The following is a 26,381-nucleotide window of genomic DNA, read 5'->3' on the forward strand; positions in this document are numbered from 1 at the left end:
CGGAGCGTATCGACTCACCACTCGACGGGGAGACGCGACGGCTTGCCGTTGGTCGGCTCCACGCCGTAGCGGCCCAGCACGTAGCCCATGATGCGCGAGAAGACCGGGCCGGCGATCGAGCCGCCGCCGCCGTCGACGCGCGGCGCGTGGACGACGACGTAGACGGTGAAGCGGGCGTCGTCGGCCGGCGCGAAGCCGCCGAACGAGACCGTGGTGCTGCCGTCGTAGCAGCCGCACTCCGCCTCGACGCGCTGCGCGGTGCCGGTCTTGCCGGCGACCAGGTAGCCCGGCACGGCCGCAGCCGGCGCGACGCCGTCCTCGGGGTCGACGACCTTCTCCATCATCTTCGCGGTGCCTCGCGCGGCCTGCTTGCTGACGACGCGGGTGCGGGTGGCGACGTCGGTGCCGACGGTCATGCCCTCGTCGGTGACGGCACTGCCGGAGATCAGGCTCGGCGAGACGCGTACGCCCTTGTTGGCGATCGTGTTCACTGCCGCGGCCATCTGGAGGACGTTGACTGACAGCGACTGCCCGAAGGCCACCCGGTCCTTCTCCTGCGAGGTCATCACGTCACCGGACTTGAGGAGACCCTGCGTCTCGCCGCTGACGCCGACGTTGGTCTTCTGGCCGAGGCCGAAGCGCTGGAGGTAGGCGACGAGCTGCGGCGGCGAGAACGCGTCCGCGGCCAGCACGGTGCCGATGTTGGACGACTTGGCGATGATCCCGGCCAGCGTCAGCCGGATCATCCCGTGGTCGAACCAGTCGCCGATCACGCGGTCCTGGCGGGCGAGGTTCGGCGGCACCTTGAACTTCTGCCGCGGGAAGGCCTTGCCGGCGTCGATGAGCGACGACACGGTGAGCACCTTCTCCACCGAGCCGGGCTCGTAGGTGTCGCTCATCGCCCGCGAGCCACGGTCCTCCTTCTTCACACCGGGCGCCGTCGGCGCGTTGGCGTCGAAGGTCGGCACGTCGACCAGCGCGAGCGTCTCGCCCGTGCGGGTGTCGAGGACGACCGCCGAGGCGCTCTCGGCGCGGTACTGCTGCACGGCCTGCGCGAGCACCTTCGCGGTGAACCACTGCAGGTCGCGGTCGATGGTGGTGTGCAGCGGGGTGCCGTCCTTCGGCTCCTTGAGCGTGCTCTCGCGCAGCGGGATGCGTACGCCCTTGCCCGAGGTGGACTGCCACGTGGCGAGGCCGTCGGTGCCCGCGAGCTGCTTGTCGAAGGTGCGCTCGAAACCGCCGAGCGGCTCGTCGGTGCCCATGTAGCCGATGAGGTTGGCCGCGACGTCGCCGGCCGGGTAGTCCCGGATCGGGTCGTCCTCGAGCGTGATGCCCTCGAAGCCGGCGTCGTCCAGCGCGGCAAGTGTGTCGCCGGCCAGCGTGCTCGGCACCCGTCGGGCGACGTACTCGTAGCGGCTGCCGGTGTTGCGACCCCGCAGCGCGGAGAGGGTCTTGAAGTAGTCGATCGAGAGCCGGTCGGACAGCAGTCGGGCCAGGTCGGGGGCCGTCCCGGCCGTCAGGACGGGGTCGGCGATCACCATCTTGCCGCGGATCGAGTCGGCCAGCGGTACGCCGTTGCGGTCGAGGATGTCGCCGCGCTCGGCCTCCAGCGGCAACCGCGCCGCACCCTCCGCGGCGGCCATGGCGGCGTACGACCGCGGGTCGACGCCCTGCAGCTGGACCAGCCGCGCGCCGAAGAAGGAGAGGACGATCGCGATGAGGACGAACCCGATGCGCAGTCGCAGCAGGGGGGCGCCCCGCGAGGCGCCGCGCTTGCCGTTGCCAGTGGCCCGTATGCTCGGCACTGATCTCCCTCATTCCCGGCCGTCGCCCTGGTGACGGCGGCCTGTCGACGAATCTATGCGTGGCGTGGCGCGGATCGATGCGCCCGCGCCGTCAGCGGTTTCGGTTCTTGCCCTGCTTGTTGCCCTGCTTGTTCTTGCCCGTCCCGGGCAACTTGGCGTCGGCCGGCTGCTCGCCGGCGGCCGGGGTCTCGGTCGTCGTCTCGGTCGTCGGCGGTACCTCGACGATCGTCGGTTCCGGCGCCAGCACGGCCGGGATCACCGGCGCGGGCGGCAGCAGCTGGATGGCGTTCTCGCGGGTGGCGGGCGTACGGACGCCACTCGTCTTGCCGGTGGCGAGGTCGAGGAAGACCGGAGCGGCCGGGATGACCATGCCCATCGACTGAGCCGCCTGGGCCACCCGCTGCGGGTTGCGCAGCTCGTCGAGCTCCATGCGCAGCGTCTGCTCGCGGGCCGCCAGGGTGTCGGCCTCGGACTGCAGCGACGACGCGGCGAACGACGCCTGCTGCATCGAGGTGTTGAAGAGGAGCAGTCCGACGATGCCGGCCACCAGCACCAGGCTGACCAGCGTCACGAAGGGCACCCGCGGTGCGCGCGAACGCACCCGCGGCACGACCGAGAGCCGCGCCTTGTCGACGGCCTCCTGGGCGAGCCGGCTAACGCGGGTCCGGGGCTGCAGGGCGGGGCTGCTCATCTGACGACTCCTGGGGGAAGAGGACGGGAGGCGGGGCGGGAGGTCTTGCGGGAGTCGGGGCGTGAGGTGGTGCGGGTCGGCAGGACGCGCTCGACGGCACGCAGCCGGACCGACGCCGCCCGGGGGTTCTCGGCGATCTCGTGCTCGTCGGCCCGCTCGGCGCCGCGGGTGACCAGGCGCAGCGCGGGCTCCGATCCCTCGGGCACGAACGGCAGGTCGTGCGGCACGTCGAGGCGGGTCGCGTCGGCGAACGCCCGCTTGACCAGCCGGTCCTCGAGCGAGTGGTAGGACTCCACGACCACGCGGCCGCCGACCCCGATCGACTCGATCGAGACAGGGATCGCACGGCGCAGGACGGCCAGCTCGTCGTTGACCGCCATCCGCAGCGCCTGGAACGTGCGCTTCGCGGGGTGACCGCCCGTACGCCGGGCCGGGGCCGGGATGGTGGCGTAGAGCAGCTCGACCAGCTCGGCGCTCGTCGTGAACGGCGTCGTCTCGCGGCGTCGTACGACCTCGCGGGCGATGCGGCTCGCGAACTTCTCCTCGCCGTACTCCCGCAGGATGCGCGTCAGCTCCTGCGGGGTCGCGGTGTTGAGGAGGTCGGCCGCGGTGTGGCCCGTCGTCGGGTCCATCCGCATGTCGAGGGGAGCGTCCTCGGAGTAGGCGAAGCCGCGGTCGCGCACGTCGAGCTGCATCGAGGACACGCCGAGGTCGAAGAAGACCGCGTCGGCGTGGTCGATGCCGAGGGAGCCGAGCACCTCGGGGAGCTCGTCGTAGACCGCGTGGACGGCGGTGAAGCGCTCGCCGTGCGCGGCCAGCCGCTCGCGGGACATCTCGAGGGCGGCGGGGTCGCGGTCGATCCCGACGACGCGTGTCTGGGGCAGCCGCTCGAGGACGGCCTCACTGTGGCCGCCCAGGCCGAGGGTGCAGTCGACGTAGACCGACCCGGGCTCCGTGAGGGCAGGCGTCAGGAGGGCGACGACCCGGTCGAGGAGCACCGGGGCGTGGCTGGGAGTGCGCATCGAGTCAGGCCCCGCTCAACCCTGTGATCCCAGGTGCGTCAGCAGGAGCAGGCCGAGCGCCAGGGCCGAGGCCGTGGCCGCGGAGAACGCGATGAGGGTGACCGCCTCGCGCGCCTGGTCGCGCACCCGCAGCGGCGGTGCCGCGGTGCGTCCCAAGGGCTGGGTGGTGCTCATGGTCTCGACCCCATTGCTACTGGTTGCTGCTCGGTGCTGCTGACGGTGCTGCTGTGGTGTGGCGGTGCTGGCGGTGCGGCTGACACTCCCCGTCGTGTGGCGCGAGGTGAGCCGCCGCACCAGGTCCCTGCCCGCTCCCTGCGTTCTTGGGGGGCCCTCTGGTGCCGGGGAAGTGCCCCAGATGGCCACGCGAGGGAGCGGGCTCGAGACCTGGTGATACGGGTCTGTCAGCTGTGGAGTTGTCGGTGCGTCGGTGCCGGTGGAGCGAAGTGGAGCGGGTGCTCAGATGCCGGGGAAGACCTCGTCGCTGAGCTCGGAGAACTTCTGCTCCTGCTCCTCCGAGTAGGTCGCCCACGCAGTGGGGTCCCAGATCTCGATGCGGTTCATCGAGCCGATGACCACGCACTCCTTGCGGAGCGAGGCGTACTCCCGCAGCGGTGCCGGGATGTTGATCCGTCCCTGCTTGTCCGGCACCTCCTGGCTGGCGGCGGCGAACAGCATGCGGACGTAGTCGCGGGTGCTCTTCTGCGTGACCGGCGCCTCTCGGAGCCGGTCGGTGAGCCGGCCGAAGTCCTCCAGCGACCAGACAGTGAGGCAGCGCTCCTGCCCCCTGGTCACCACGAGTCCCTCCGTCAGCTCGTCCCTGAACTTCGCCGGGAGGAAGAGGCGGCCCTTCTCGTCGAGCTTGGGCGTGTAGGTGCCGAAGAACATCCGGCACCTCCCCTTGCTCGGCGGGCAGATCGACCCTGTCCCCCACTTCGCACCACATTACTCCACTTCGCTCCACCGTCAATCGAATCGCGCATGTTTCCCGCGTGAATTTCGACGGATCCACCACGCCACGCGTACGCCCCTCTCCGGTGCCGAGTGGGGGTGCTGAGCGTGGAACGGGCCCGATCGACGCCGTTGCGTGCCGAGGTGGGGGTCGGGTGGGGGATCACCGCGCCGCGGGTGGTGGAAAGTGGGGCGCAGTCAGGTAACGGTCCGCATCCGGGCCTTCGACGGGCCGCGCGAGGCGGGTATGTTGCGCGCACCACATACCGTGGTGCCAGCGTGGATGGGCGCGGGCGAGGGTTGACGAGGGGATGGGCGAGACGTGACCACAGGGGCATCCGGGCAGGCACCCGACCTGGACACCGTGCGACGGGTGACCGGGGCCGTACGCCAGAACATCGAGCGCGTGATCTCCGGCAAGCCGGACGTGGTCAACGCCTGCCTCGTCGTCCTGCTGGCCGAGGGCCACCTCCTCATCGAGGACGTGCCCGGCGTCGGCAAGACGCAGCTGAGCAAGGCGCTCGCACGCAGCATCGACTGCACCGTGGCGCGGATCCAGTTCACGCCCGACCTGCTGCCCTCCGACGTCACCGGCGTCTCGATCTTCAACCAGGACACCCGCCAGTTCGAGTTCCGCCCGGGCGGCGTCTTCGCCAACATCGTGGTCGGCGACGAGATCAACCGCGCGTCCCCCAAGACACAGTCCGCCCTCCTCGAGGCGATGGAGGAGCGGCAGGTCACGGTCGACAACGCGACCTACATGCTCGAGAAGCCGTTCATGGTGATCGCGACGCAGAACCCGATCGAGATGGAGGGCACGTACGCCCTTCCCGAGGCGCAGCGCGACCGCTTCATGGCACGCGTGTCCGTGGGCTACCCGGTCGAGTCCGCCGAGATCGCGATGCTCGAGGGCCACACCGCACACAACCCGCTCGACGACCTCGAGCCGGTCACCGATGCCGGCGAGCTCCGCAAGGTCATCGAGATCGTCGGCCGCGTGCACGTCTCGTCCGCGGTCCACCGCTACGCCGTCGCGCTGACCACCGCGACCCGCACGAGCAACGACCTGCACCTCGGCGCCTCGCCCCGCGCGACGCTCCACCTGGTGCGGGCCGCCAAGGCCGTCGCCGCGACCCAGGGTCGCGACTACGTGCTCCCCGACGACATCCACGGCATCACCTCGCCGGTGCTCGCGCACCGGCTCCTGCCCAATGTCGAGGCGACGATGAGCGGACGCACCACCTCCGCGATCCTGTCCGGGATCGTGGAGTCGGTGCCGGTCCCCTCGGGGTCCGACTCCAGCGGCAGCCGTGCGTGAGGCGCTCGCTGCACTGACCGTCCGGGGACGGGCGTTCCTGGCCGCCGGCATCACCACGATCGTGGCCGCGATCATCGTCGGGCACTCCTCCGTGGTGCGCATCGGCGTGCTGGTCGCCGTGCTGCCGCTCCTCACCGCCTGGTGGGTCGGCCGCTCGCGCTACCGCCTCGCGCTCGTACGCACCGTGTCCCCGCAGCTCGTCGCCGCCGGTCAGCCGGCGACCGTCGAGCTGACGGTGTCCAACGAGTCGCGGACGCCGACGGGCGTGCTGCTGCTCGAGGAGCGGCTCCCCTACGTCCTGGGCACCCGGCCCCGCTTCGTGCTGGAGGGGCTCGGCCACGGCTGGCGGCGGCACGCGACGTACGTCGTGCGCTCGGAGCTGCGCGGCCAGTTCGACATCGGCCCGATGTCGGTGCGGGTGACCGACCCGTTCGGGCTCGTCGAGCTCGGCCGCACCTTCCACGCCACCGCCCGGCTGACCGTCACGCCGCGCACCATCACCCTGCCCACGATCCCGCTCGGCGGCGCGTGGACCGGGTCGGGCGACAACCGTCCCCGTGCCTTCGCGACCGGCAGCGCCGAGGACGTCACCGTCCGCGAGTACCGCCGGGGCGACGACCTGCGCCGCGTCCACTGGCGCAGCTCGGCGCGCGTCGGTGAGCTCATGGTCCGGCGCGAGGAGCAGCCGTGGCAGTCGCGCGCCACCGTCTTCCTCGACAACCGCGGCACCTCGCACCGGGGCCAGGGCGCGGCCAGCTCCCTCGAGGGTGCCGTCTCGGCGGCCGCATCCATCGCGGTGCATCTCACCCACCTCGGCTACACCGTGCGCCTGGTCACCGCCTCGGGTGACAGCCGCGAGACGCAGTGGCACTCCCAGACCGGCCAGGTGAGCACGGTTCCGCTGCTCGAGGCGCTCGCTGTCGTGCAGCTCGACCACCGCCCCGCACCCGACACGCAGTGGCTGGCCGAGCCCGGCCACGGGGGTCTGGTCGTCGGGGTCTTCGGAGGACTCGGCGAGCCGGACCTGCCGTTCCTGCGTCGCCTCCAGCACCACGCGTCGTCGAGCCTGGCGATCGCGCTCGACGCCGACGCGTGGGCGCCGCACCTGCCGGTCCAGCCCGGCCTCAGCTCCGCGACCCACCTCACCTCGACCGGGTGGCGCTCGGTCACCCTCGGTCCGCGCGACCGGCTCGACACCGCCTGGCAGGAGCTGGGCCTGATGCAGAGCCGGGCCACGGCATCGGCAGGAGCGGCACGATGAAGGCGACATCATGAAGTCAAGCTGGAGCAGCCTCCCTCACCAGCTGCGCGTGGCGGGCATCGCGATGCTCGCGGCCTGGGCGACCGTCCTGTCCTGGCGGGTGCTGACCACCGGCTTCGCCGAGGTCGGTTTCCCCCTCCTCTTCATCGGCGTGGTGATCGCCGGCGGCGGCGCCCTCGCGCGCTGGAGCCGACTGCCGGCCGCCGCGATCATCGCCGGCCAGCTGGTGGTGGGCGCGCTGCTCGTGCTCGGCACCACGACCGGCTCGCCGTTCCCGACGCCCGGCAACGTCGACGACTTCCGCGCGGCTCTCGATGCCGCGCTCGCGAGCTCGCGCGCGTACGCCGCCCCGGTCCAGGCCGGCGTGCCGCCCGTCTACCCGCTGCTGCTCATCGGCGGCGCGCTCGTGATCGTGCTCGTCGACATCGTGGCCTGCACGCTCCGCCGCGCGCCCGTGGCCGGGCTGGTCCTGCTGGCGGCGTACACCCTGCCCGTCGCGGTGACCGGCGAGGCCGTCTCGTGGTGGCTGTTCTCCGTCGTCGCCGGCCTCTTCCTGACCCTCGTCTTCCTCCAGCACAGCGACCACGTCACCAGCTGGGGCCGCGCCGCCGACGGCGAGAAGGGCTCGTTCTCGGTGCGCACCGGGGCGATCGGCAACACCGCCCTCGGTCTCGGCGCGGGGGCGATCGCGCTGGCCCTCGTCGTGCCCCTGTCGGTGCCCACGATGACGATGAGCGTCTTCGACGGCAACGGGCCCGGCACCCGCGAGGTCCAGGTCAAGGACCCGATGGTCGACCTGCGCCGCGACCTCAGCCGCGGTGAGGACATCGACCTGCTGACGGTCACCACCTCCGGCCCGCGGCCGACGTACTTCCGGCTCTCCGTCCTGGCGCGCTTCAACGGCTCCCAGTGGACGCCCGGCGACCGCGAGATCCCCGACACCCAGACGGCCACCGGTCCCCTGCCTCCGCTCGACGGGGTGGCGCTCGACGTGGATCGCAAGGAGTTCAAGTACGACGTCCGCATCGGTCCGGACTTCGAGTCCACGTGGCTGCCGACCACGGCGCAGACCACGCAGATCGCCGCCGGCGCGGACTGGCGCTACGACGTCAACACGCGCGACTTCATCGCCGCCCGCGACGACGTGACGACGGCCGACCGGACGTACGACTTCACCGGTGCCCAGCTGACCTACGACGCCGACTCGATGAACAGCGCGGTCTCGGGCGCGGGCACCGTGGCGGGGATCTTCACCGAGATCCCGCCCGGCCTCAACAACGAGATCCGCCGGCTGGCCGCCAGCGTGACCGCGGACGCGCCGACCCGGTTCCAGAAGGCGCAGCTGCTGCAGCAGTGGTTCCGCGAGGACGGCGACTTCCGCTACGACCAGGCCCAGGTCGAGTCGGCCGGCAGCGGTGGTGCGGACCTGCTGGCCTTCCTGCGGGACAAGGTCGGGTACTGCGAACAGTTCGCCGCGACGATGGCGATCATGGCGCGCGTCCTCGGCATCCCCAGCCGGGTGGCCGTGGGCTTCCTCGAGCCGGAGAAGTCCACCAACGGCGCGTGGGTGTTCTCCGCCCACGACCTGCACGCGTGGCCCGAGCTCTACTTCCCCGGCTCCGGCTGGGTGCGCTTCGAGCCGACCCCGCAGGCACGGGCAGGCGAGGTCCCCGACTACACCACCGCCGACTTCGCACCCGTGACCGAGGCACCGTCGCCGAGCGCGACCCAGTCGAGCGAGCTGCTGCCGGAGCGCGGCGCGAGCCCGAGCGCCGACGCAGGGTCCGCCGACGAGGACACCTCCTCCATCCCGTGGGTGCCGCTCCTGGCCGGGATCCTCGGCCTCGCGGTCGTGGCCCTGCTGCTCCTGACCCCTCGCCTGGTGCGCGCGGCGCGACGCCGTCGCCGGCTGGCCGGTGACATCGAGGACCTCTGGGTCGAGCTGCGCGACGTCGCCCGCGACCTGGGCCACGCTTGGCCCGTCGGCCGCTCCCCGCGCCGGGCCGGCGAGTGGCTCGGCCGCCTGCTGGCCGCACCCGTCACCGGCGGCGAGCGCGCCGACCGTCCCCGCCGCGGACGCGACCAGGCCCCTGAGGCGGCAGCCGCCCTCGACCGTCTGGTGCGCGTCCTCGAGCACAGTCGCTACTCACGCGAGCCGGAGACCTACACCGCCGAGCGGTTCGCGGGCGACGCGGAGCTCGTCGAGGCGGCCCTGGCCGCCGGCGTCACTCCCCGCGAGGTCCGCCGCGCGGCCTGGTGGCCCGCCTCGGTCGTGGGACGACGTACGTCCTGGCGCCCCCGCGCGGCGCGCGCCACGCAGACCCAGACGCCCGTCGACCCCGAGACCAGCCGGACGGTCGACGAGCTCGTCGGCTGACCGGGCACTTCCTCGCGCTACAGGACGCCGACCGGGCACTTCGTGCCCGTCAGGCGCGGTGATCGGGCGCTTCGTGTCCGTCAGGCAGGGTGACCGGGCGCTTCGTGCCCGTCAGGCGCGCTCGGTCATTGCGACGACGTGCCCGGTGACCCGTTGGGACGGGCACGAAGGGGGAGGTCAGCGCCACGTAGCGCGAGGAAGTGCCCGGTCGGCGCATCCCAGCGCGAGGAAGCGCCCGGTCAGCGGTGGGTCAGAAGCCGCGCTCGCGGCGCCGACGCCACCGCTCTTCCATCCGCTCCATGAAGGGGGTGCCGGACCGCTGACGGCCGACACGACCCGGACGGTGCTGGCGACCACCGTCGACCACGCCGAAGCCGGTGCGGCCGGAGGCGCGCACCTTCGGGGTCACGGCGCTGGGGCTGCGGGCCGAGGTGAGGGCGAGGATCGCGCCGCCGAGCATCACCACGAAGCCGAGGACGCCGACGATCGTCTGGATGACCGCGGTCAGCTCGAGGAGGACGGCGGCGATCAGCAGGCCGATGCCGGCCACCAGGACAACGCCGCCCAGGATCATCCGGCGACGGGCCGTGCGCTGGAACGAGGTGCCGCGGAGGGTGGAGGCGAACTTGGGGTCTTCCTCGACGAGGGCGCGCTCCATCTGCTCGAGCATTCGCAGTTCTTCCTCGGAGAGCTCCACTGTTCCTCCTCACCTCTCACCGCAAGTCTAGGCACGCGCCGGGGCCTACGGTAGGCGTCCTGGTGAAATTCACCCCGATGCGGGGGTCGTAGAAGGCTGGCACGGTCCTCGGAGCGTCATCTGGCACGTCGGCCGCCGCCGAACAGGCTCGCCGGTCGCACCGCCGTCGCGCCAAACCGACGGGTCGCACGGTCCACCGCGCGGTCGGCCTCGGCCCAGCCGTGCGCGGCCTCCCCCAGCACGAGCTGGCGGTGCACGGTGGCGCGCGGAACCAGTCCCTCGACGCGTACGCCGACGAGCCGCAGGCGCGCCCGCTGCAGGCCGAGCGCGTCGTAGAGGCGGGTCACCGCGCGGTGGATCTCGACGGTCACGTCGGTGGCCTCGGGCTGGGTGCGCGAGCGGGTGATCGTGGTGAAGTCGGCGAAACGGACCTTGAGGGTCATCGTCCGACCCGCCACGCCGGCGACCCGCATCCGACCGGCCACCCGCGCGGAAAGACGCAGCAGCTCGCGGACGATCACCTCGCGGTCGTCGGTGTCGCGCGCGAAGGTCTCGTCCGCCCCCATCGAGCGCTCGGGCTCGTACGGCCCGGCCCGCGGCGCCAGCTCGCTGCGGTCGGTGCCCCACGCCAGGTGGTGGAGCTCGCGGCCGAGGTGGCCGCCGACCGCGCGTTGCAGCGTGCCGAGCGGGGTGTGCGCGACGTCGCCCACGGTGATCAGGCCGAAGCGTTTTAGCAGCGCCTGCGTCTTCTCCCCCACGCCGTAGAGCTCACCGACGTCGAGCGGGTGGAGGAAGGAGGTCACCTCGGCCGGCGGCACGACGATCACGCCGTCGGGCTTGGCCCGCCTGCTGGCCAGCTTGGCCACCGACACGGACGCCGCCACGCCGACGGAGCAGGTGATGCCCTGCTCGTCGTGGATGGTGGAGCGCAGCCGCTCGGCGATCCGGACGGGCGACCCCAGCCGGCGCGTGGAGCCGCGCACGTCGAGGAATGCCTCGTCCAGCGAGATCGCCTCCACGAGAGGAGTGACCTCTCGGAAGGTCTCCATCACCGAGGCGGACACGCTCGTGAACGTCGCGTAGTCGGGCTCGAGGACGACGACGTGCGGGCACAACCTGCGTACTCGCGTCATCGGCAGCGCCGAGCGGACGCCGTAGCGGCGGGCGATGTAGTTGGCGGCCAGCACCACCCCCCGCCCGCTCCCCCCGACCACCACGGGCTGGTCGACGAGGTCGGGACGTTCGCGCAGCGCGACGGAGGCGTAGAACGCGTCCATGTCGACGTGCAGGATCGGTGTGACGACCCGGTCGTCGGTCATCGCGGCGCGCCGCGACGGAGGTCAGCGGCGGGCGATGACGTGCAGCTGCGCGGCGAGCGGGAGGTACTCGGGGCGGGTGGCCACGGCTCGCTCGAGCTCGACGAGGGCAGCGGACGCCCCCGGCTCGAGGTCGAGGAGGTTGCCAGGCACGAGGTCGGCGAAGACGCGTACGCCCTGGACGGACGCGGGCTGCAGCCCGGCCGCGGCGAGGAGGTCGACGACCTCGTCGTGCGTGAAGCGGCGTCCGCCCCGGCCGGTGGTGCCGGGCGAGCCGGTGGTCGAGTCGCCGTCGAGGAGCTCGCGGGCGGCCTGGAAGTGACCGGCCATCGCGCGCGCCACCACGGCCGCGTGCCGCTGGGCGACGAGCAGGCTGAGGTGCCCACCGGGGCGTAGCACGCCGGCGATGGCCGCCAGCGAGGCCGCGGGGTCGTCGACCATCTCGAGCACGCCGTGGCAGAGCACCAGGTCGGCCTGGTCGACCAGACCGGGCAGGTCGGACAGGTCGCCCTGCTGACCGGTGACCCGGTCGGCGACGCCGCGCTCGCGGGCGCGGCGGTCGAGGGAGGCGAGCGCATCGGGGCTGGGGTCGATGACCTGGACCGTGTGGCCGAGCTCGGCCAGCGGCACCGCGAACCCACCCGTGCCGCCACCGATGTCGACGATGCGGGCCTGCTCGTCGAAGGCGCCGGGCTCGTCCAGCAGCCGGCGTACGCCGTCCCACGCCACGCCCGTGCGGACGGACTGGCGGCGCTCGCTGGCAGGAGGGCTGGCAGGGGTCTGCGACATGGCAGCAACCCTAGTGGGCGGGGCGGGCAGGCCTGTCTCATCCCGGACTCCCCGGACTGCGGTGCCACAGCTTGCGGGCGACGTCCTTGGCCGGGTCGCCTGCCGGCTTGATGTCGGAGTAGGGCGACATCTGGAACCCGCTGGTGTGGACGAGCACGCGCCGCCGCTCGGGCTGATCCCCGGCGGGCTCGCGCACCGTTGCCAGCTCGGCACGGACCAGCTCGAGGCCCTCGTCGTCGGTGCGGCCCCGCTGCCACAGCGTGTACAGGGCGGGCAGCTCCCAGGCGCCGGTGGCTCGCAGCGAGACGCCTCGCGGACCGGTGCGCCGCAGCTCGCCGCGCACCACCAGCAGCCAGGACGAGAAGACCGTCGAGGCGTACGGCCCCTGCGCGTCCTCGAAGAACGTCGCGTCGACCGGGCCGGTGCCGTCGTCGAGGGTGAGGAACACGACGCGGCGGCCGGACTTGATCGGTGGCGTCTGGGTCGCGACCTTCACCCCTGCCACCAGCAGCTCGGACCGGCTGCGGCGGCGCAGGAGGTCGCGGCTGCGGGTCACGCCGAGTGCGTCGAGGAACGGGTCGTAGGAGGTGATGCCGTGCTGACTCACGTCGAGGCCGAGGATCTCGAGCTCGGCGCGCATCCGCTCCAGGGTGGTCATCTCGGGGAGGCCGGAGGGACGCTCCCCCGGCTCGCCGGGCTCGTCGCCCAGCCGGAGGGTGAGCTGCACCGACTCGGCCGCGGCCACCGGGCGCGCGGCCCGCGACTGCGCGGCCGCCCGCGCCCACACTCCCCCGTCGGCCCGGGAGTGGCGCTCGGTCGGCTCGGAACCCGACCGGACGGCCGGGTCGGAGCTGTTGCGGGCAGCGGCGTCGGTGGCAGTCGCCGCGGCCGGCAGCGGCGTACGACGACTCGAGAGCCCGCGCCCGCGGCCGCGCGAGGTGCGGTCGACCGAGCGCGCGAGCAGGTCGAGCTCGGCCACCTGCAGCAGCAGGTCGCGCCGGGTGACCCGACCGCGCCGGTGCACCGCCTGGTCGCCCGACCCGATCGCGTACACACCGTCGAACCCGCCGGCGAGCACCAGCCGCTCGAGCACCGGCCGTGAGACGCGGGCGCGGTGGAAGAAGTCGGAGAGCGAGACGTAGGGCCCGCCGCCGCGCGCCTCGACGATCCGCGCGACCTCGGCCCCGCTGATGCCCTTGACGTCGGTGAGCGAGAGCCGGATCGCGTGGGCCTCCTCGCGCTCCCCGCGCTCCACGACGTACGACGCCGCGCTGGCGTTGACGTCGAGACCGAGCACCCCGACCCCGAACTGTCGCGCGTCGTCGAGGATCAGGCGCTTGGGATACATGCCGGGGTCGTGGGTGAGGACGCCGGAGAGGAAGTGAGCCGGCCAGTGCGCCTTGAGCCACGCCGACTGGAAGGTCGGGAGGGCGAAGGCGGCGGCGTGGGCCTTGCAGAAGCCGAACGAGGCGAAGGCCTCGAGCACCTTCCAGACCTGCTCGACGAGCGCGAGGTCGTAGCCCTGCGCCAGGGCACGCGGGAAGAACCACGCCCGGGTCGTCGCCATCCCCTCGGTGTCGCCGAGCGCGCGCCGCCGCTCGTCGCCCTCGGCGTAGGAGACACCGCCGAAGCAGGCGATCATCTCGATGACCTGCTCGTGGAAGACCACCACGCCACGGGTCTGCTCGAGGATCGGGCGGAGGTCGTCGTGGAGGTAGTGGGCGGTGGTCCACCCCTGCTTGACCTCGAGATAGGGGGTGATCATGTCGCTCTTCACCGGGCCGGGCCGGAAGAGCGAGATGTCGGTGATGATGTCGTCGAAGCTCTCGATACCGGACTTGCCGACGAGCTCGCGCTGGCCGGGCGACTCGATCTGGAAGACGCCGAGCGTCTTCGCACTGCTGATCATGGCGTAGGTCGTCGGGTCGTCGAAGGGCACCTGCGCCTCGTCGTCGAGGTCGAGGCGCACGCCGTCGACCCGCTCGACCTCGGCGACGGCGTGGGCCATCGCCGACTGCATCCGGATGCCGAGCACGTCGAGCTTGAGCAGGCCGAGCTCCTCGACGTCGTCCTTGTCGAACTGGCTCATCGGGAAGCCGGCCCACGACGCCTCGACCGGCGTGCGGTCGAGGAGCGTGTCGTCGGACAGCAGCACCCCGCAGGGGTGCATCGCGATGTGGCGCGGCAGCCCGTCGAGCCGCTCGACCAGGCCGAAGAAGGTGTCGAGCTCGCCGTCGCCGAGGCCGGTGACGCGCAGCTCGGGCAGGTCGCGCAGCGCCAGCCGGGCGTCGCGGGCGCGGATGTGCGGGAACGCCTTGGCGATGGCGTCGATCTCGCCCGGCGGCATGCCCAGCGCGGCGCCGACGTCGCGGACGGCGTGGCGGACGCGGTAGGTGTCCATCATCGACACGGCCGCGCACCGCTCGCCGCCGTAGCGGTCGAGGATCGCGCGGTAGACCTCCTCGCGCCGCGCGGACTCGACGTCGACGTCGATGTCGGGCAGCGAGGCGCGGCGTACGGACAGGAAGCGCTCCATCAGCAGGCCGTGGCGGATCGGGTCGACCCCGGAGATGGCGAGCAGGTAGTTGACCAGGCTGCCGGCGCCCGACCCGCGCGCCGCCCGGCGGATGCCCATCCGGCCGATCAGGTCGGTGACGTCGGCGACGGTGAGGAAGTAGGACGCGTAGCCCAGGATGCGGATCGTCTCGAGCTCGTCGTCGAGGCGCTTCCAGACCACCGCCATCGGACCGTTGCCGTAGCGCGCCCCGATCGCGGCCTCGCAGCGACCGCGCAGCGCGAGGTCGGCGGTCGGGGCACGGGTGTCGGAGAGGGCGAACTCGGGGAAGTGCACCTCGCCGATGCCGAGGTCGGTGCGCGGGTCGAGCGCGCACCGGTCGGCCACCACCCGGGTGCGGGCGAGCAGCCTCCTCGCCTCCACCTCGCCGTCGCCGAGGCCGGCCAGCCGGCAGATCTCCTCGGCGACCTCGTGCATCTGCTTGCCGGACTTGAGGAAGCCCTCCGCGTTGCCCCGACTCCCGCCGGGACCCACATCGCGCAGGTGGGAGGAGCCGAGCGGCACCAGCCGCCGGGCTGCGTCGAGGACGTCGACGGTCGGGGCGTCGAGCCGGTCGGCGTAGCGCACGCTGTTGGTCAGGACCGTGGTCACCCCCGCCGTCCGGGCGATGCCGGCCATCCGGGCGGCGTGCGGCGAGGTGCCCGGCCCCCAGTCCCCCGCCCGGCCGCCGAGCCGGTGTGACACGAGCTCGACGACGAGGTTGTCGCGGGGCAGCACCTCGAGCCACGGGGCGATCGCGGCCAGGCCCAGGTCGTCGCGTCGCCGGGTCGCGGCCGAGCCGAGATCCGACGACGGTCCCAGCAGCACCACGACGTCGCCACCGCCCAGGTGCGGCGCCAGCAGGTCGACCGTGGCGACCGGACGCCCGCGCTCGCCCGCGAGGTGGACGGACGAGACCATCCGGCACAGCGCGGCCCAGCCCGCCTTCCCGCTGGCCAGGAACGTCACCCGCTGGTCCGCAGGCTCGCGGACCGCGCCACCCCGCACGGGCGTACGACGCTGGGCCGGCGCGGGTCCGGAGCCACCCGGCGCCAGCGCCAGGTCGACGCCCAGCACCGGCCGGATCCCGACTCGCCGCGCCGCGCGCACGAACCTCACGGCACCATAGGTGCCGTCGCGGTCGGTGAGCGCGAGCGTGTCCATCTCCTGCTCGGCGGCCCGCTCCACCAGCGCGTGCGGGTGGGACGCGCCGTACTGGAGGGAGTAGCCCGAGGCGACATGGAGATGGACGAACGGGTCAGGCGACACTGGCGTGGGGCACCAGCCCGAGCGCCTGCTCGATGACGGCCAGGAACCGATCGGCGTCGCGAACCAGGTCGTCGGCCTCGCGCTCGCTGACCGCGCGGGTCGAGCCGGCCTCCGCAGCCGCGCGCTTGGCCGCACCGGCGGCGAAGAAGCTCGCCCACTCGGAGAGCTCGGGGGCGACCTCGGCGAGGAGCACCCACGCGTTCTTCTGGCGTCGGCCCCGGGGTGCGGGCCGCGCCCGGGCGGCGAGCAGGGCAGCCGCCGCGCACAGCGCCGCGACGTGGGCGCAGGCATAGCGGGTGGGCACGTCGCGCGCCGTGATCGCATCGCGCAGCGAGGTCGCGGACCGCTCGAGGTAGGAGTGGGCGGTGGCCGGGAGCATGTGGGGTCCCATCACGTCACTCCCTCAGTCCTGGCAGCCGACGAGCTGCCACCCGTCGGTCCAGTCGAAGGACAGGTCGAAGACGCCGTAGGTCTCGGTGTCGACGACCTGGATCCCGCGCCCTGCCTCGACGCGCCACAGCTCACGCTCCGCGACCAGGTCGGCGGCAGCACCGTCGCGGGCGGACCCGCTGTCGGTGCCAGTGCCCTGCCACCACGGGCCGGTCTCCACCCAGTGCGCGACCACGGCACGCACCTTCCACAGTCGGCCCCGCCACAGGAACTGGTCGGGGTCCTCCGCCTCGCCTCGTCGCACCTCGACGGGGTCGTCGTACTGCCTCATCGCGCCTCCTCGACACATCACCGACCCCGGGCCGACCCGGGCGGGGATGGGGGTCGAGGTCACCGCCACCCGGGTCGCATCGAACATCTGTTCGAACAGCACGAACGTTACTACCGACTACCGACAGCGCGTCAAGGGCTGGCGGCCGGATGTGGAGAAGTGCGGCTGGGTGCGGCTCAGACGTCGCGCAGGTAGGCCGTGGTCTCGCGCTGCCAGAGGAAGAACGAGAGCACCAGGCCCTCGATGATGATGAGGGCGGACAGCACCACGAAGACCGCCGGCAGGTGGGCGTCGATGCAGACTGCGCCGACCAGCACGCCGACGCCCGCGGTGGCGGTGAGCACCAGCCGGGTCCAGCCGTGGCCGCCGAGGAAGAACGAGGCGAGGACCATCGCGAGCAGGCCGAAGCCGACGAAGGCGACGATCGCCAGGGCCACGAAGCCGGGGACGATCGGGCTGTCCCGGAGCTGGTCGATGCCGCCCTGGGCCAGGATCTCCTGGGCCGACGGGTTGCCCTCGGCCCAGCCGAGGACGACCTCGTCGAGCAGCAGCCAGATCAGCACCGCGATCACGCCGGAGGTGGCGACGATCAGGCCCAGCATGCGCACGCTGTTGACCACGGACCCGGGCACATCACGCGCCATTCCTGCACTCCCTGAGGATCGTCGGTTGTCGTCGCTAGGCTCGCATCATGCCGACCGAGCACGCATCCATCACCTCATTTCGAGGCGAGCTCACCCGCCGCGGTGGGACGGGTGACGTGGTCATCCTGCCCGACAGCGCCCACACCGCCGCACTTGCCGCGGCCGCGCTGGGCTGCGAGGTCGGTGCGATCGCCAACAGCCTGCTCTTCGACGCCGGCGGCGAGCCGGTCCTGATCCTCACCTCGGGCGCCCACCGGGTCGACACCGCGGCCGCTGCCGAGCGCATCGGCGTGGGCAGGTTGAAGCGCGCGGACCCCGAGTTCGTACGCCGGCACACCGGGCAGGTCATCGGCGGCGTCTCCCCCCTCGACCATCCCGCCCCGGTCCGCACCTGGATCGACCCGTGGCTGCGACAGCACCCCGTCGTCTGGGCCGCCGCCGGCCACCCGGCCGCGGTCTTCTCCACGACGTACGACGAGCTGGTCGCGATGACCGGCGCCGTCGAGGTCGAGGTCGGCCCCAAGGCCGACTGAGAGGATCACCCCGTGGACGCACTGGCACTCACCTTCTCCAGCGGCTGGGCGAGCGGCATCAACGCCTACCTCGTCGTCCTCGTCATGGGCCTCGCCGACAGGTTCGGCTCGTTCACCGACGTCCCCGACGTGCTCGCGCGCTGGGACGTGCTGGCGGTGGCCGCCTTGCTGTACTCGATGGAATTCATCGCCGACAAGATCCCGTTCATCGACTCGACCTGGGACGCGATCTCGACGGCGATCCGGCCGACGGCCGGCGCCGTCATCGGCGTCCTGCTCGCCGGCGACGCCTCCTCGCTCGACCAGGCGGTGCTCGGGGTCGTGGGCGGCGGCACAGCGCTGCTGAGCCACCTGGTCAAGGCCGGCGGACGCCTCGCCATCAACTCCTCGCCGGAGCCGGCGAGCAACATCGTGGCCAGCCTGACCGAGGACGCGGCTGTCCTCGGGGTCGTGTGGTTCGCCCTCGACCACCCGGAGGCCGCCGCCGCGATCGCCGGGGTGCTGCTCCTCCTCGGCCTGGTGATGCTGTTCTTCGTCGGGCGGCTGGTCCGTCGCGGCTGGCGGCGCTGGAAGAAGAAGGGCCCGATCCACCAGACGGCCTGACCACCGCGGGACCTAGGGTTCCCCCGTGGCTCGTGTCGTGGTGATCGGTGGCGGCTTCGGCGGCATGGCCGCCGCGGCCCGGCTCGCCAAGCTCGGCCACGACGTGACGCTCCTCGAGCGCTCGGCGCAGCTCGGTGGCGCACTGACGACGGTCGAGCTCGACGAGTTCGCCTGGGACGCCGGCCCCACGAGCACGCTCCTGCCTGCGGTGATCCGCGACCTCTTCCGCAAGTCCGGCCGCCCGCTCGAGCGCGAGGTCGACCTCCAGCCGCTCGACCTCGTGCGTGAGCACCGGTTCGCCGACGGCACCTCCCTCCAGTTGCCCGGCGCCTCGCGAGCCGCCCAGCTCGCCGCCGTCGACGGCCTCGGCACGGGCCTCGGCCAGCAGTGGGTCGACCACGTCGCGACGTACGGCGAGACGTGGGAGCTGTTGCGCAAGGAGTGGTTCGAGCGGCCCTTCGACGACGTCGTCGCGCCGGCCGAGCTCACCTCGCTCCTCGGGCGCCGCGAGTCGCTCGACAAGCGGCTGCGGCGTACGTTCCGCGACGAGCGGCTGCGCCTCGTCGCGGGGCACCGACTCGTGATGGACGGCCACGTGCTCCGCGACGTGCCGGTGTTCGCGGGCGTCGACATCTACCTCGAGCAGCGGTTCGGTGCCTGGACCGTGCCGGGCGGGCTCGCCACCCTCGGGACGGCCATGGCCGAGCGGCTGGTGCTGCGCGGGGTCACCGTGCTGACCTCCACCGCCGCGACCGACCTCGTCGTGACCGGCGGGCGCGTGGCCGCGGTGCGAACCGACCAGGGCGAGGTGCCCGCCGACCACGTCGTCGTCGCGATCGACCCGCGCCGGCTGCCCGCGCTGGCGTCGTACGTCCGGCGGACGATGCCCGCGTTCCCGCCGGTCGTGTGCCACGTCGGGCTGGAGGGCGACGTCCCCGACCTGCCGCACGAGGTCGTGCTCCACGGCGACCCGCTGCTCGTGGTGCGTACGGGTGGCCGCGCGCCCGACGGCGCCGCCGCCTGGACGGTGCTGGGGCGGGGCCGGATCGCCGAGGACGTGCTGACCGCCCTCGCCCGCCAGGGCCTCGACGTCCGGAAGAAGGTCGTCGCGCGGGTCGACCGCAGCCCGCGCGACCTGGTGGAACGGTGGGGCGGGTCGCCGCACGGCGTGCTCTGGCAGGGTCCGCGCACGGCGCGCACGCGGCTGGGTCCGCGCACCCCGATCGATGGGGTGCTCACGGCCGGTGCGCACGCCACGACCGGCTCCGGTCTGCCCTTCGCCGGACTCAGTGCCGCGCTGGTGGCGGAGGTCGTCGGCCGGGCGTGACACCGGAGCAGGTCGTCAGTAGACGATCTCCCACACGACGGTGACCGAGCAGCTCACCGAGGCCTCCCCCGGCTCGATCCCACCACCCGAGTCGCGCATCATCGCGAGCTTGGGCATCGGGGACGGACCGTCGCCACCGGTGCCCTCGACGATCGTCTGGACGGTGCCGAGGCCGGCCCCCGCCATCCGCGCCAGCGCGGCCGCGCGCTCGCGGGCGTCGTGGAACGCGGCCTCGCGGGCCTGCGCGTCCGCGCCGTGGTCCTCGGTCACCTCGAGCCCGACGCTGTCGATCACCAGCCCGTCGCCGACCTCGCCCGCCAGCTCGGAGAGCAGCGTGCCGGCACCCGCGAGGTCGTCGCACCCGATCGCGAACGAGTGGCGGGCCTCGAACCCGTCGGGCCTGCCCTCCCGGTCGTGCGTCGGCCACACGGTGATGCCGGTCGAGCCGACCCGACGCTCCTCGACGTGGCGCCCGGCCACCTCGACCAGGGTGGTCGCCGCCGCGGTCATGGCGGCGTACGCCTCGGCGACGCCTGCTCCACGGCCGACGGCCGCGAGACGTACGACGGCGCTGTCCGGCGCGACCTTGCTCGTGCCGGTCCCGGTCACGGTGACGGTGAACATGAGAGCCAACCTAGCCAACGCCCACCCGGGACTACCCTCGCCCGATGGCCGTCGACTGGAACGCAGAGGTGCTCGACCAGGTCCGGACCCACTGGGACGAGCAGCTGCGTCCCCGGCTGGAAGGGCTCACCGACGAGGAGCTCGTCTAGGAGCCGGCCCCGGGAGTGACCACGATCGCCTGGCGGCTGGGCCACCTGGTCGAGGGACTCGCGTCCATGAACGGCGTCTACTTCGGCGGTCCGCGGGTGGACCCGGACACGTACGACACCGGCTCCGCCGCGACGACGCTCGCGCGGCTCGACGAGGAGTACGCCGCCTGGGTCGCCGGCGTGCGCGGCCTGGGCGAGGCGGGACTCGCCGAGCCGCAGGGCGACCGGAGCCCGCCCGCGTTCGCGGACGCGCCCGTGGCGAGGGTCGTGCTCTACACGAGCGTCGAGCTGATCCACCACGGCGCCGAGGTCTGCCTGCTGCGGGACCTCTGGGTGGGGTCGGCGGAGCTCAGACGGTGATGCGGAGGTTCGCGAAGATCTCGCGGGTCGCCTTGGACCGGTTCAGCGTGTAGAAGTGCAGCCCCGGCGCGCCCGCGTCGAGCAGGGCCTCGCAGAGCTCTGTGGCGATCGCGATGCCCTCGGCCCGCAGCGCGGCGGGGTCCTCGGCCAGCGGCGAGAGCCGATCGGTGATCTCCTGCGGGAGCTGCCGGCGGGAGAACTCCACCATCCGCTCCATCGAGCGGAGGTTCAGGATCGGCATGATGCCCGGGATGATCGGCAGGTCGGCGCCGACGGCCTTGGCCCGCTCGACCAGCCCGACGTAGTCGCTCGCCCGCAGCACCATGTCGGTCACGGCGAACTCGGCCCCCGCGTCGTACTTGGCCCGCAGCACGCGCGCGTCGGTGTCGAGGTCGGCGGCGTCGACGTGGCCCTCGGGGAAGGCTGCGACGCCGATGCGCATGTCGTCGCGCTCGTGGATCAGGGCCACCAGCTCGTTGGCGTACGTCAGGCCGCCCTCGGTCGGCGTCCACGGGGTGCCCGGACCGGTCGGCGGGTCGCCGCGCAGGGCCATCACGTGGGTGACGCCGGCCGCACGGAGGTCGTCGAGGATCGAGGTGATCTCGTCGGTCGTGTGACCGACGCAGGTGAGGTGCGCGACCGGCAGCATGCTGGTGTCGCGGGCGATGCGCTCGGTGATCGCAACGGTGCGGTCGCGGGTCGTGCCGCCCGCGCCGTAGGTGACCGACACGAAGGTCGGGCCGAAGGGCTCGAGCTCGGTGATCGCCCGCCAGAGCTGTTCCTCACCGGCCTCGTCCTTGGGCGGGAAGAACTCGAAGGAGAAGGAACGGTCGCCTCGGGCGAGGCGCTCGCTCATGCTCAGGTCCCGTCCGTGCGTCATGCGCAACAGCCTACGGACGACCACGATGTCCTCGGCGCACTGTCCACTGACTAGGCTCGCCGACGTGACGACCTGGGATCCCGCACCCTTCCGCGACCAGGTCCAGCAGGTGCTCGACGCCTTCCTCGACGAGCGCGAGGCCGAGCTCGCCCCGCTCGGCCCCGACGCCGGCCGGCTGATCGCCGAGGCGCGTACGTCGGTGAGCGGGGGCAAGCGGTTCCGCGCCGCCTTCTGCCACTGGGGTCACCGGGCGATCCGACCGGAGCCGACGGACCCCGCGGCGCTGGCCCGCGCCTGCGCGTCGCTGGAGATGCTGCACGCGAGCGCCCTCGTCCACGACGACTACATGGACGCCTCCGACACGCGCCGGGGCCGCCCGGCGACCCACCGGGCGTTCGGGGCCGAGCACCGCGCGGCCGGCTGGCGCGGTGATCCCGAGCAGTACGGCGCGGCCGCCGCGATCCTGCTCGGCGACCTGCTGCTGGGCTGGGCCGGCGACCTGCTCCGCCACTCCGGCTTCGGCGCGGACGAGGTCGCCCCCGGTCTCGACCTGTTCGAGCGGTGCCGCACCGAGGTGATCGGCGGACAGTTCCTCGACGTCTCGGTCCAGGCCCGCGGGCACGCCGACGTCGACACCGCGATGACGGTGCTGCGCTACAAGTCCGCCAAGTACTCGATCGAGCGGCCGCTGCACATCGGCGCCGCCCTCGCCGGTGCCGACCAGGCCCGGATCGAGCACCTCAGCCGCTTCGGCCTGCCCCTCGGCGAGGCCTTCCAGCTCCGCGACGACCTGCTCGGCGTCTTCGGCGACCCGGCCGAGACCGGCAAGCCCGCGGGCGACGACCTGGTCGAGGGCAAGCGGACCGTCCTGGTCGCCCTCGCCCTCGACTCCGCCCCGCGTGCGGACGCCGAGCGGCTCGACAACGCCCTCGGTACGCCGTTGCGCGACGCCGACGTCGACGAGCTGCGCGCGATCATCGACTCCTCCGGCGCCCGCGCCCAGGTGGAGGAGGTCATCGCCTCCCTCGCCGAGCGCGCGGTCGAGGCCCTGCGGGCAGCCGACGTCGACGGGGAGGCCCGCGTGGTGCTCACCGAGCTGGCCGCGGCCGCCACCCAGCGCACCGTCTGAGCGGTCCAGCCGCCCGGCGTACGAGGATCACCGTCAGTCGAGGCTGGCGATCCCTGGGACGGGCGGACCGTCACCGCGGAGCAGCACGGAGAACGGCACGCCGCGGTCGGCGTTGACGCGCGAGCCCAGCACGCTCAGGGCGATGCTGAAGGCCTTCTCGTCGGCCCGGGCCAGGGTCGCCCACCCGTCCCACAGCAGCACGACCCCGTCGGTGCCGGCGCCGATGTCGTGCAGGCAGTCGGCGAGCGCATCGAAGTTCTGCCCGTAGTAGTCGGGGAAGCCGAGCGTCTCGCCCACCGCCGCTAGGAACGCGGACCTGGAGTCGGCGCGCGTCCAGCCGTCGACGTACCCGAACCCCCAGCCGGCGTGCTCGACCGTGTGGCGTACGTCGGCGGCGTCGAACGCGCCGTGCCACAGGTGGATCCCCGGTCCCTCGTGCCCGGCCAGGACGGCCGCCAGTCCGCTCATTCGGGGTCCCCGCGGCGTTGCTCGGGGGAGCGAAGCGGCGGAGAGGAACGTCGTGGGGTGATCCTCATTCGGTCGTCCTCTGGATGCGTGAGAAGGAGTCGTAGTGGTCGTCGGTCCAGTAGTACTCGCCGGCGTCACCGGTGACGATCCGGCGAGGCCCCCGCACCCGCGGGGCGGTCTCGACGGTGTACTCGCGGTAGTAGCCCTCGGGATGGTCGGGCAGCAGCTCCTCGCGATTCTCGAACGTCACGTCATCGTTGTCGGGGTACTTGAACGGGCCGCCGGCGTCGATGCGGTCGAGCACGTCCCGAGCCTCGGCGGGCAGGCTCGCCTCGTCGACGTACGGCAGCCCGCTCTCAGGGTCCGTACCGGGCGACGGCGTGGCCGAGGGCTCGGCGCTCGGGGTGTTGGTCTCGGTGAACTCGTGCGACGGCGACGAGGACGGCGAGGACGTCGGCTCGGTGGCGGTCGACCCGCCGGGCTCGGGCTCCTGTCCTCCCCCGGTCACCAGCCACGCGACGAGCATCGCGGCGGCGACGAGCAGCAGCAGCCACCGGTAGCGATCCCGGCCGGCTCCCGCTCGCGAGGCCATCAGTACTCCAGCACCTGCGCGCGACGCTTGACCTCGCTGCCGCGGTTCTCGCGCAGCGCGTCGATGGGGCGACCCGGGAGGTCGTCGTCGGTGAAGAGCCAGGCGATGCACTCGCGGTCGTTGAAGCGGTGGTCGTGGAGCAGCATGAGGAGCCCGGACAGTCCCTTGACGACGAGGCCGTCCTGGATGAAGTCGGCCGGCACGCGCGGACCGGCTCCGGGCGCGGAGACCGCCTCGGCGAGCTCGTGGTCGCGGACCATGGTGCGCACCTTGGCGGGCGTCACGCCCAGCAGTGCGGCGGCCTGGCTCCAGTCGAGCCACTCGGGGACCAGGGCGGCCAGGTCACGGTCGGCCAGCGGTACGAAACTCATGACCGCAGCCTAGGGCGCGGACGCTGGCCCACGCGAAGTTGTCGCGGGCGCACGGCATCCGTAGCGTGTTGCGGATGCACCCCCTCCGCTCCGCACTCGCCGCGGCCCTGGTCGGCCTGCTGGCGCTCACCCTGTCCCCGGTCGTCGCCCCTGCGTCGGCCGACCACTACGACGGCGCCCCGGGGCCCGTCCACGCCGGCAACACGTTCGGGTGGTACCAGTTCGGCGCCTTCCGCCAGGAGTTCGTCGGCCCCAAGCCGGCCTTCTGGAAGCAGAAGGGTCGCGGCATCGTCCGCACCCAGAACGGCATGCTCACGCTGATGAGCACCCAGCGGGGCAGCGTGTCGGCCACGCTCGACCTGAAGGGCCACACGTACGGCCGCTGGGAGATCCGCATGCGGGCCCGCACGATGTCCAAGGTGAAGGGCGGCAAGCCCTTCAAGGTCGTCACCGAGCTCGTCCCCGGCGGCACCCGCGACCAGCACTGCGGCGGCCGCGACATCGCCCTGGAGAACTTCACCCTCGGCCGCAACACGGTGAAGTCCTACATCCACACGCTGCCCAACAGCTCCTACCGCGGCTTCCTGGGCCGTCACCTGCGCAACGACCGGTGGCACACGTACGCCGTCGAGGTCGCCCCGGACCACGTGTCGTGGTTCGTCGACGCTCACGTCATCCACACCGAGCGCCGCACCGAGGCCCTCGACCCGGTCTCGCGGCAGCTGAAGTTCGAGCTGCGCGCCACGGGCGGCAAGAAGATGCACCCGGCCCGGATGCAGATGGACTGGATGCGCTACTGGTCGATGCGCGCCCCCAACGAGAAGTCCATCAAGGCTCCCCAGCTCGAGCTCAGCACCTACAACGGCGCCTGCTGAGGCTCGGCTCCAGCCTCCGCGACACGCCCGAGGGGCCCTTCGCCTCGCGAGGGGCCCCTCGGTCTCGCTACCGTCGAATGCTCGTTCGGCGCGCTTCCCTCCCGCAGGGCCCCAGGTCCTCGGGCGCAGCCGACGAGGCAGGAGTGCCTCCCGTGTCCCGACCCGTGTCCCGACCTGATCGCTACCGCTTCCTCACCGCCCTGGTGCTGGCCGCGAGCCTCTCCGTCCCGCTCTCGACCGCGCTCGTCGCACCCGCGCACGCGGACCACGCCGATGCGCCCGACGGACGCACGCTCGTGTCGTACGTCGTCCGCCCGGGTGACACCGCGTCGGGACTCGCGGTGCGGTTCCACGCGTGGACGGCGGAGATCGTGTCCTCCAACCACCTCGGCCGGAGCGGCACCCTGCACGTCGGCGACCGGATCGTCATCCCGGTGGTGCACACGGGCGACCGGTCGGGCGACGGTGGCACGAAGCAGGGCGGCAAGCAGGGCGGCAAGGGCCGTACGACGACGATGTGGCAGCACCCCGACCGCGACCGCGAGAAGGTGCGACGGGTGATCGCGGGGGCCGCGCGCCACCACGACGTCGACCCGCAGCTCGCGCTCGCGATCGCGTGGCAGGAGTCGGGCTGGCAGATGGGCGTGGTGTCGAGCGCGAACGCCATCGGGGCGATGCAGGTGCTGCCCGCGACGGCGCGCTGGATGGAGCACTACGCCGGGCGCCGGCTGCGCCTGCACACGCTCGGCGACAACGCTAGGGCCGGCGTCCTGCTGCTCCGCGTGCTCTCGCACCACACCCAGCGGCGTACGCACAAGATCGGCGCCTACTACCAGGGTCTCGGCGCCGTCCGGGAGCACGGGCTGTACGAGGAGACCCGGGCGTACGTCGGCAACGTGGTCGCGATCAAGCGACGGCTGGAGGACGGCCGACCTCCCTCGTGAGCGAATCGTGAGCGCGCGCCACGCCGGAACCACGCCTGAGCGGCGCCGCAGGCGGCGGCTTTCGTAGAGTGGGGGTGCCGGATCCTTCCCCGTGTGCCCCTCCAAGATCCGGCG

General features: G+C 72.8%; 27 protein-coding genes. 10 read left to right on the top strand and 17 right to left on the bottom strand.

Annotation, left to right across the window (positions count from 1 at the left end):
* Window positions 1-14: 14 nt before the first annotated feature.
* The 5 genes from EUA94_RS18805 to mraZ all read right to left on the bottom strand — a co-directional run bounded on the left by EUA94_RS18805 (window position 15) and on the right by mraZ (window position 4,403).
* Window positions 15-1,805, bottom strand: a complete 1,791-nt coding sequence (locus EUA94_RS18805) for a peptidoglycan D,D-transpeptidase FtsI family protein (protein WP_242494988.1) — start codon at window positions 1,803-1,805, stop codon at window positions 15-17.
* 91 nt (window positions 1,806-1,896) lie between these two features.
* A complete protein-coding gene (gene ftsL, locus EUA94_RS18810) occupies window positions 1,897-2,496 on the bottom strand; it encodes a cell division protein FtsL (RefSeq protein WP_129428428.1) in 600 nt (199 codons plus the stop codon).
* The gene (rsmH, locus tag EUA94_RS18815; RefSeq protein WP_129428429.1) at window positions 2,493-3,518 is read right to left on the bottom strand and encodes a 16S rRNA (cytosine(1402)-N(4))-methyltransferase RsmH; all 1,026 of its coding nucleotides are present in this window, start codon (window positions 3,516-3,518) and stop codon (window positions 2,493-2,495) included. Before rsmH ends, ftsL begins: the two co-directional genes overlap by 4 nt.
* 15 nt (window positions 3,519-3,533) lie before the next feature.
* Entirely contained in the window at window positions 3,534-3,692 is a 159-nt protein-coding gene (locus EUA94_RS22275) for a hypothetical protein (RefSeq protein ID WP_165357039.1), read from the bottom strand.
* A gap of 282 nt (window positions 3,693-3,974) precedes the next feature.
* Window positions 3,975-4,403, bottom strand: a complete 429-nt coding sequence (gene mraZ / locus EUA94_RS18820; protein ID WP_129428430.1) for a division/cell wall cluster transcriptional repressor MraZ — start codon at window positions 4,401-4,403, stop codon at window positions 3,975-3,977.
* A 385-nt stretch (window positions 4,404-4,788) separates the two neighbouring features.
* On the opposite strand from mraZ, the gene EUA94_RS18825 reads away from it, so the two are divergent.
* From EUA94_RS18825 to EUA94_RS18835, 3 genes are read left to right on the top strand one after another with little or no spacing between them, the layout of a single operon-like run.
* Window positions 4,789-5,784, top strand: coding sequence for an AAA family ATPase (locus tag EUA94_RS18825; RefSeq protein ID WP_129428431.1), 996 nt, complete (start codon window positions 4,789-4,791; stop codon window positions 5,782-5,784).
* Complete coding sequence (locus EUA94_RS18830) at window positions 5,777-7,045, top strand: DUF58 domain-containing protein (RefSeq protein ID WP_129428432.1); 1,269 nt, start codon at window positions 5,777-5,779, stop codon at window positions 7,043-7,045. The genes EUA94_RS18825 and EUA94_RS18830 overlap by 8 nt, the downstream gene beginning before the upstream one ends.
* 10 nt (window positions 7,046-7,055) lie before the next feature.
* Window positions 7,056-9,422 carry a transglutaminase TgpA family protein gene (locus EUA94_RS18835; RefSeq protein ID WP_129428433.1) on the top strand — a complete coding sequence of 789 codons (2,367 nt, stop codon included), beginning with the start codon at window positions 7,056-7,058 and terminating at the stop codon, window positions 9,420-9,422.
* Window positions 9,423-9,672: 250 nt separating this feature from the next.
* On the opposite strand, the gene EUA94_RS18840 is transcribed toward EUA94_RS18835, so the two are convergent.
* The 7 genes from EUA94_RS18840 to EUA94_RS18865 form a co-directional block, all read right to left on the bottom strand.
* On the bottom strand, window positions 9,673-10,119 hold the full coding sequence (locus tag EUA94_RS18840; protein ID WP_129428434.1) for a DUF3040 domain-containing protein: 447 nt from the start codon (window positions 10,117-10,119) through the stop codon (window positions 9,673-9,675).
* 116 nt (window positions 10,120-10,235) lie between these two features.
* A complete protein-coding gene (dinB, locus tag EUA94_RS18845; RefSeq protein WP_129428435.1) occupies window positions 10,236-11,438 on the bottom strand; it encodes a DNA polymerase IV in 1,203 nt (400 codons plus the stop codon).
* 21 nt (window positions 11,439-11,459) lie between these two features.
* Window positions 11,460-12,224, bottom strand: a complete 765-nt coding sequence (locus tag EUA94_RS18850; RefSeq protein WP_129428436.1) for a class I SAM-dependent methyltransferase — start codon at window positions 12,222-12,224, stop codon at window positions 11,460-11,462.
* Window positions 12,225-12,261: 37 nt separating this feature from the next.
* Window positions 12,262-16,047 (bottom strand): DNA polymerase III subunit alpha, encoded by a 3,786-nt coding sequence (locus tag EUA94_RS18855; protein WP_207210628.1) that lies wholly within the window; start codon window positions 16,045-16,047, stop codon window positions 12,262-12,264.
* Complete coding sequence (locus EUA94_RS22460) at window positions 16,037-16,438, bottom strand: SAV_6107 family HEPN domain-containing protein (protein ID WP_207210638.1); 402 nt, start codon at window positions 16,436-16,438, stop codon at window positions 16,037-16,039. The genes EUA94_RS18855 and EUA94_RS22460 overlap by 11 nt, the downstream gene beginning before the upstream one ends.
* Before the next feature lie 12 nt (window positions 16,439-16,450).
* Entirely contained in the window at window positions 16,451-16,768 is a 318-nt protein-coding gene (locus EUA94_RS18860; protein WP_129428438.1) for a DUF6504 family protein, read from the bottom strand.
* A gap of 176 nt (window positions 16,769-16,944) precedes the next feature.
* Window positions 16,945-17,412 carry a hypothetical protein gene (locus EUA94_RS18865; protein ID WP_129428439.1) on the bottom strand — a complete coding sequence of 156 codons (468 nt, stop codon included), beginning with the start codon at window positions 17,410-17,412 and terminating at the stop codon, window positions 16,945-16,947.
* 47 nt (window positions 17,413-17,459) lie between these two features.
* Here EUA94_RS18865 and EUA94_RS18870 point away from each other — a divergent pair, with 47 nt between their 5' ends.
* The 3 genes from EUA94_RS18870 to EUA94_RS18880 are packed head-to-tail and all read left to right on the top strand — an operon-like array spanning window position 17,460 to window position 19,875.
* Window positions 17,460-17,945, top strand: coding sequence for a YbaK/EbsC family protein (locus EUA94_RS18870; RefSeq protein WP_129428440.1), 486 nt, complete (start codon window positions 17,460-17,462; stop codon window positions 17,943-17,945).
* 12 nt (window positions 17,946-17,957) lie between these two features.
* Entirely contained in the window at window positions 17,958-18,548 is a 591-nt protein-coding gene (locus EUA94_RS18875) for a DUF4126 domain-containing protein (RefSeq protein WP_129428441.1), read from the top strand.
* A 25-nt stretch (window positions 18,549-18,573) separates the two neighbouring features.
* Window positions 18,574-19,875, top strand: coding sequence for a phytoene desaturase family protein (locus tag EUA94_RS18880; RefSeq protein ID WP_129428442.1), 1,302 nt, complete (start codon window positions 18,574-18,576; stop codon window positions 19,873-19,875).
* A 15-nt stretch (window positions 19,876-19,890) separates the two neighbouring features.
* On the opposite strand, the gene EUA94_RS18885 is transcribed toward EUA94_RS18880, so the two are convergent.
* Window positions 19,891-20,499: an SIMPL domain-containing protein gene (locus EUA94_RS18885; RefSeq protein WP_129428443.1), complete on the bottom strand. Its 609-nt coding sequence runs from the start codon at window positions 20,497-20,499 to the stop codon at window positions 19,891-19,893.
* 164 nt (window positions 20,500-20,663) lie between these two features.
* Between EUA94_RS18885 and EUA94_RS18890 the strand changes: the two genes are divergently transcribed.
* Complete coding sequence (locus tag EUA94_RS18890) at window positions 20,664-21,008, top strand: DinB family protein (protein ID WP_242494989.1); 345 nt, start codon at window positions 20,664-20,666, stop codon at window positions 21,006-21,008.
* On the opposite strand, the gene metF is transcribed toward EUA94_RS18890, so the two are convergent.
* Window positions 20,998-21,888, bottom strand: coding sequence for a methylenetetrahydrofolate reductase [NAD(P)H] (gene metF, locus EUA94_RS18895; protein ID WP_129428444.1), 891 nt, complete (start codon window positions 21,886-21,888; stop codon window positions 20,998-21,000). The genes EUA94_RS18890 and metF overlap by 11 nt on opposite strands.
* 64 nt (window positions 21,889-21,952) lie before the next feature.
* Between metF and EUA94_RS18900 the strand changes: the two genes are divergently transcribed.
* Complete coding sequence (locus EUA94_RS18900; protein WP_242494990.1) at window positions 21,953-23,017, top strand: polyprenyl synthetase family protein; 1,065 nt, start codon at window positions 21,953-21,955, stop codon at window positions 23,015-23,017.
* Between the two features lie 33 nt (window positions 23,018-23,050).
* Here EUA94_RS18900 and EUA94_RS18905 read toward each other — a convergent pair whose 3' ends face one another.
* The 3 genes from EUA94_RS18905 to EUA94_RS18915 form a co-directional block, all read right to left on the bottom strand.
* Window positions 23,051-23,485, bottom strand: a complete 435-nt coding sequence (locus EUA94_RS18905) for a barstar family protein (protein ID WP_129428446.1) — start codon at window positions 23,483-23,485, stop codon at window positions 23,051-23,053.
* Window positions 23,486-23,549: 64 nt separating this feature from the next.
* Window positions 23,550-24,077: a guanyl-specific ribonuclease gene (locus tag EUA94_RS18910; RefSeq protein ID WP_207210630.1), complete on the bottom strand. Its 528-nt coding sequence runs from the start codon at window positions 24,075-24,077 to the stop codon at window positions 23,550-23,552.
* The gene (locus tag EUA94_RS18915) at window positions 24,077-24,448 is read right to left on the bottom strand and encodes an Rv2175c family DNA-binding protein (protein WP_129428447.1); all 372 of its coding nucleotides are present in this window, start codon (window positions 24,446-24,448) and stop codon (window positions 24,077-24,079) included. Before EUA94_RS18915 ends, EUA94_RS18910 begins: the two co-directional genes overlap by 1 nt.
* A gap of 74 nt (window positions 24,449-24,522) precedes the next feature.
* Between EUA94_RS18915 and EUA94_RS18920 the strand changes: the two genes are divergently transcribed.
* Together EUA94_RS18920 and EUA94_RS18925 are read left to right on the top strand one after the other, a co-directional pair.
* Window positions 24,523-25,323, top strand: a complete 801-nt coding sequence (locus tag EUA94_RS18920; protein ID WP_129428448.1) for a glycoside hydrolase family 16 protein — start codon at window positions 24,523-24,525, stop codon at window positions 25,321-25,323.
* Window positions 25,324-25,475: 152 nt separating this feature from the next.
* Complete coding sequence (locus tag EUA94_RS18925; protein WP_165357041.1) at window positions 25,476-26,267, top strand: lytic transglycosylase domain-containing protein; 792 nt, start codon at window positions 25,476-25,478, stop codon at window positions 26,265-26,267.
* The last annotated feature ends 114 nt before the right edge of the window (window positions 26,268-26,381 follow it).

The sequence above is a fragment of the Nocardioides zhouii genome (genome assembly GCF_004137345.1).
Classification (GTDB): domain Bacteria; phylum Actinomycetota; class Actinomycetes; order Propionibacteriales; family Nocardioidaceae; genus Nocardioides; species Nocardioides zhouii.

What these genes read in the sequence shown, in the direction of transcription:
- ftsL (WP_129428428.1), bottom strand. Translation starts at nt 2,496, where the DNA reads ATGAGCAGCCCCGCCCTGCAGCCCCGGACCCGCGTTAGCCGGCTCGCC.
- rsmH (WP_129428429.1), bottom strand. Translation starts at nt 3,518, where the DNA reads ATGCGCACTCCCAGCCACGCCCCGGTGCTCCTCGACCGGGTCGTCGCC.
- EUA94_RS22275 (WP_165357039.1), bottom strand. Translation starts at nt 3,692, where the DNA reads ATGAGCACCACCCAGCCCTTGGGACGCACCGCGGCACCGCCGCTGCGG.
- mraZ (WP_129428430.1), bottom strand. Translation starts at nt 4,403, where the DNA reads ATGTTCTTCGGCACCTACACGCCCAAGCTCGACGAGAAGGGCCGCCTC.
- EUA94_RS18835 (WP_129428433.1), top strand. Translation starts at nt 7,056, where the DNA reads ATGAAGTCAAGCTGGAGCAGCCTCCCTCACCAGCTGCGCGTGGCGGGC.
- dinB (WP_129428435.1), bottom strand. Translation starts at nt 11,438, where the DNA reads ATGACCGACGACCGGGTCGTCACACCGATCCTGCACGTCGACATGGAC.
- EUA94_RS18850 (WP_129428436.1), bottom strand. Translation starts at nt 12,224, where the DNA reads ATGTCGCAGACCCCTGCCAGCCCTCCTGCCAGCGAGCGCCGCCAGTCC.
- EUA94_RS22460 (WP_207210638.1), bottom strand. Translation starts at nt 16,438, where the DNA reads ATGGGACCCCACATGCTCCCGGCCACCGCCCACTCCTACCTCGAGCGG.
- EUA94_RS18860 (WP_129428438.1), bottom strand. Translation starts at nt 16,768, where the DNA reads ATGAGGCAGTACGACGACCCCGTCGAGGTGCGACGAGGCGAGGCGGAG.
- EUA94_RS18865 (WP_129428439.1), bottom strand. Translation starts at nt 17,412, where the DNA reads ATGGCGCGTGATGTGCCCGGGTCCGTGGTCAACAGCGTGCGCATGCTG.
- EUA94_RS18870 (WP_129428440.1), top strand. Translation starts at nt 17,460, where the DNA reads ATGCCGACCGAGCACGCATCCATCACCTCATTTCGAGGCGAGCTCACC.
- EUA94_RS18885 (WP_129428443.1), bottom strand. Translation starts at nt 20,499, where the DNA reads ATGTTCACCGTCACCGTGACCGGGACCGGCACGAGCAAGGTCGCGCCG.
- metF (WP_129428444.1), bottom strand. Translation starts at nt 21,888, where the DNA reads ATGACGCACGGACGGGACCTGAGCATGAGCGAGCGCCTCGCCCGAGGC.
- EUA94_RS18905 (WP_129428446.1), bottom strand. Translation starts at nt 23,485, where the DNA reads ATGAGCGGACTGGCGGCCGTCCTGGCCGGGCACGAGGGACCGGGGATC.
- EUA94_RS18910 (WP_207210630.1), bottom strand. Translation starts at nt 24,077, where the DNA reads ATGGCCTCGCGAGCGGGAGCCGGCCGGGATCGCTACCGGTGGCTGCTG.
- EUA94_RS18915 (WP_129428447.1), bottom strand. Translation starts at nt 24,448, where the DNA reads ATGAGTTTCGTACCGCTGGCCGACCGTGACCTGGCCGCCCTGGTCCCC.
- EUA94_RS18920 (WP_129428448.1), top strand. Translation starts at nt 24,523, where the DNA reads ATGCACCCCCTCCGCTCCGCACTCGCCGCGGCCCTGGTCGGCCTGCTG.